At 37.9% G+C, this 3,243-nt stretch carries 3 protein-coding genes; all 3 read right to left on the bottom strand.

Features of this window, described 5'->3' with window-relative positions; all coding sequences use genetic code 11:
* Window positions 1–4: 4 nt before the first annotated feature.
* On the bottom strand, window positions 5–256 hold the full coding sequence (locus ACED28_RS22945; RefSeq protein WP_371693285.1) for an Arm DNA-binding domain-containing protein: 252 nt from the start codon (window positions 254–256) through the stop codon (window positions 5–7).
* Between the two features lie 137 nt (window positions 257–393).
* On the bottom strand, window positions 394–1,860 hold the full coding sequence (locus ACED28_RS22950) for a metallophosphoesterase (RefSeq protein WP_371710833.1): 1,467 nt from the start codon (window positions 1,858–1,860) through the stop codon (window positions 394–396).
* Entirely contained in the window at window positions 1,842–2,783 is a 942-nt protein-coding gene (locus ACED28_RS22955) for a hypothetical protein (protein WP_017099606.1), read from the bottom strand. Before ACED28_RS22955 ends, ACED28_RS22950 begins: the two co-directional genes overlap by 19 nt.
* Window positions 2,784–3,243: the final 460 nt, after the last annotated feature.

A 3,243-nucleotide genomic window follows, 5' to 3' on the forward strand; every position in this document is an offset into this window, starting at 1 on the left:
CTGATCAGATCGTAGGTTCTTGATTTAGTTCCATTGAATTACGCAACAAAGCCGGGAAAATACCCAATGACGCAGATCCTTTCTTGCCATTAAGCGTATACCTGACTAGCCATTTTTTACGTCCATTTTTACCTACTAATATCTTGAAACCCGATAACTCAGAGCACGAATATTCAGCTTCTGTAGAACGCGAGTCTGGATCATTAGGGGGTAAACTGGCGATCTTAGTAGTTGTAAATTTAAAACGTTTCTCCATAAAAGAAATCACCTATATTTAATCCATACTAGGTTTTAATATATAATTAGCTTTTATTTAGAAACGGCCAAACCACAACTATAATCTATCGTTATAGTTGTGGTTTGCTAAATATTATAATTTACGACTTTAAATAACTACTGTTCCTGCACGGTAGGCGAAACAGGTAAATAATTATCATATAAATCATACCCACGTTTTCCGTCAGATATAATTTCTCTGATTCTCAGCTTGATCTTATCAAGTTCAAAAGTAAGTAGGTTGTATGAATTTCTAGTAGACTCAGCTCTACGTTCACGACTAACCCCCGTACTCCCGCCAGATACTATTAATATAGGAGATTTGGGGTCTTCATTTGCTAGGCTAAAACTATGGTATTGAGCAATTCTATTTTCATGCTGGTGGCCATGTAATGCCATATGTATACCAACATTAGCTGCTTTATCTAACAATTCAACCGCATCTAGAGTGAGAGATATCGCATTTCTATTTGGCATCTCAACTTGACTAATGGGCACTAAATGATGGTGAAGAGCCATCATTTTATAAGTCGGTTTACTCATATTTAAATTAGCCAAGTCGTCAAGTATGTCTAAACCTAGAGAACCAACATAACCATATTCTGTAAGTTTAGAGCTTGTTACTCTACATGAGTTCATTATTGATAAGAATAAATCTACATCACCCAATGAAACAATAATGTTATAATCTAATTGACTTTTCCAATGCTTCCCAGTTAATTCTTCGGAAAAAAGACGATAGTCACGCTCGTGCTCATATGTAACCTGAGTATTTCCAGCCAACTTATTTTCGTCTATGTTGCTATCACTCGGGTAGCGTTTCATATCATGGTTTCCAGGGAGAGTAATAATATTGCTTTTATCAACCCCAAGTCCGCTAGCTATCGAGTGAAGCTCACTTATAATTAAGTTTTTTGTACTATCTGACCAATCAGATCTTGTCGTAAAATCACCTGTAATAATGATTGCAGCAATATCTTTGTTTGCTTTTACTCGCTTTAAGTCAGTCAGAATACAATCACTAAGTGTCTTCGCTGTCCCTCTTTCCAAAACCTTATCTGAAACAACGAAACCGTGATCAAGTCCAAAATGTAAATCTGAAAGATGAAGTATTGACTTTCTATCTGAACCGTTGTTGCCGATTCTAGAAACTCTTACGCTAGAGCATCCATAGCTATCACGAAGTAATAGTGTATTTTCACCCACCTGCCTACCTAAATTAGGTTCATAATCAATGACATTGATTGAAGTCAACTGAAACCAAGCTTCAACTTTCTCACATTGGTGTCTATAGTATTCAGGGACCAAAGATATGTCGACGTCAACTTTCCTTTTTCTATACACTTTATTGAAAGATGCAGTGAAACAACGTTTAGTCGATGGATCAATTAGATAAACGTAATCAGATACCGTGTCATCACTCTCTAAACTGTTAAATAAGGACTCAAATCCGTCTTCATGTTCTTTCTTCCACCACCCCCACAACACTATTCCTTTTCTATTAATAATAGCTTTATGCTCGTCTATTGTGTCGATGTCGGGTGTAGTATCTCTGAACCGTAAGATTATGCTAGGTGCTGCCATTCCATTACTCGTTTATAAGGTTTATTCGGTATATTCCACTGTTGTAGCACTGTTAAAAAAGAGTCTGCTGCTGATGAAGGCACCTTATCAGATAACCCCAAATGAAAACGTAAGATCTCTAATGCATTCGCGCTACCAATTACTGTACCCACTTTGTTTTGAGAGCTCCACAGGTCGATAACTTCCCTTCCAATTGCTCTCCTACTAACGGAAGGCCAATACCATCCATTAGCTAATGGATGCATAATTATTTTTGCAGGTAGAACATCGTGATGGTTCACACGTAATGCAAGCTGATAGTCATCTATTACAAATCGGTGCCATAATTCGGTCTTAGTGATAGCTTTCGACAAAGGAGGGATTTCTTTAATTTTTATGACAAGTAAATCGCCAAAACGCCAGTCTTCGAGAACATTATCATCACTTACTTCACTTGCTCTCATTTCAAAAACAGGAGTTTCGTAACAAAAAAAATTAGATTTTATTTCAAAATCAGCCCAGCTAGTCAACCATTCAAATAAGTTTTTTCTTTCTTCGATGGCTTGTGGCCTTGTTAATTCCGGCCAGAGAGAAATATAAATTTTTGAACCAATCGCTAAGTGTTGCGCACTCCAACTGATCCAGCGAATAGTATTCTCTATATACCAAGGCGGATCTATGACAGCAGCATCAAAGCTCTTACATAGAGGTAAATCAACATCTACGTCTACTAACGAATGAAAATTAGACCAATGTAAAGGCTGTCGATCAACAAGAAAAACCCGATTATCCAATTCTTGATGTTTTCTTATTAAAGAAGGAACACCTAGTGATAGCACTGACTCATGATCATCAAATAATTGACTCAGTTTATCAACAGTTTCTCTCGTAAACCGCCAATCATAGTCTAAGGGGTGAGGATCTGGAGGCATAAAATGTGACATCTATATTCTTTAGTTTTTTATATGACATGCGCAACTTAAGGTAACATAACACATTGATAAGTTGCAATTTATATTAATTTTGATCTGCTTTTTAGAGCTACTTAGTCAGCGTTAAAAAACTGTCAACTGGCCAGCAACCCTTAAATTTATTTTTATTAAGGCTTCGTGTCCGCTTCATCACTCACAGCCCGACCGGACAGAGACCAGAGGCACACAGAAATTCAGCCTTGGGTATGCTGGCACGACAATTACGCACAGCTCATCAGCACAGGAGGTTCTTGGCAGCTAACTCGAACAGAAAATCTGCACAGAGAACAGGAGATAGACAGGAGGGAAGATTCCGGAGGGAGTTTTATCTGAATTCAGGCACAAAAAAACCAGCATTAAGCTGGCTTGGTAATTACCGACTTGAACCGGCACAACGCGAACGTCGAGGGATTTTAAATCCCTTGTGTCTACC

It is taken from the genome of Vibrio sp. 1F253, assembly GCF_041439295.1.
GTDB classification, from domain to species: Bacteria; Pseudomonadota; Gammaproteobacteria; order Enterobacterales; family Vibrionaceae; genus Vibrio; species Vibrio tasmaniensis_A.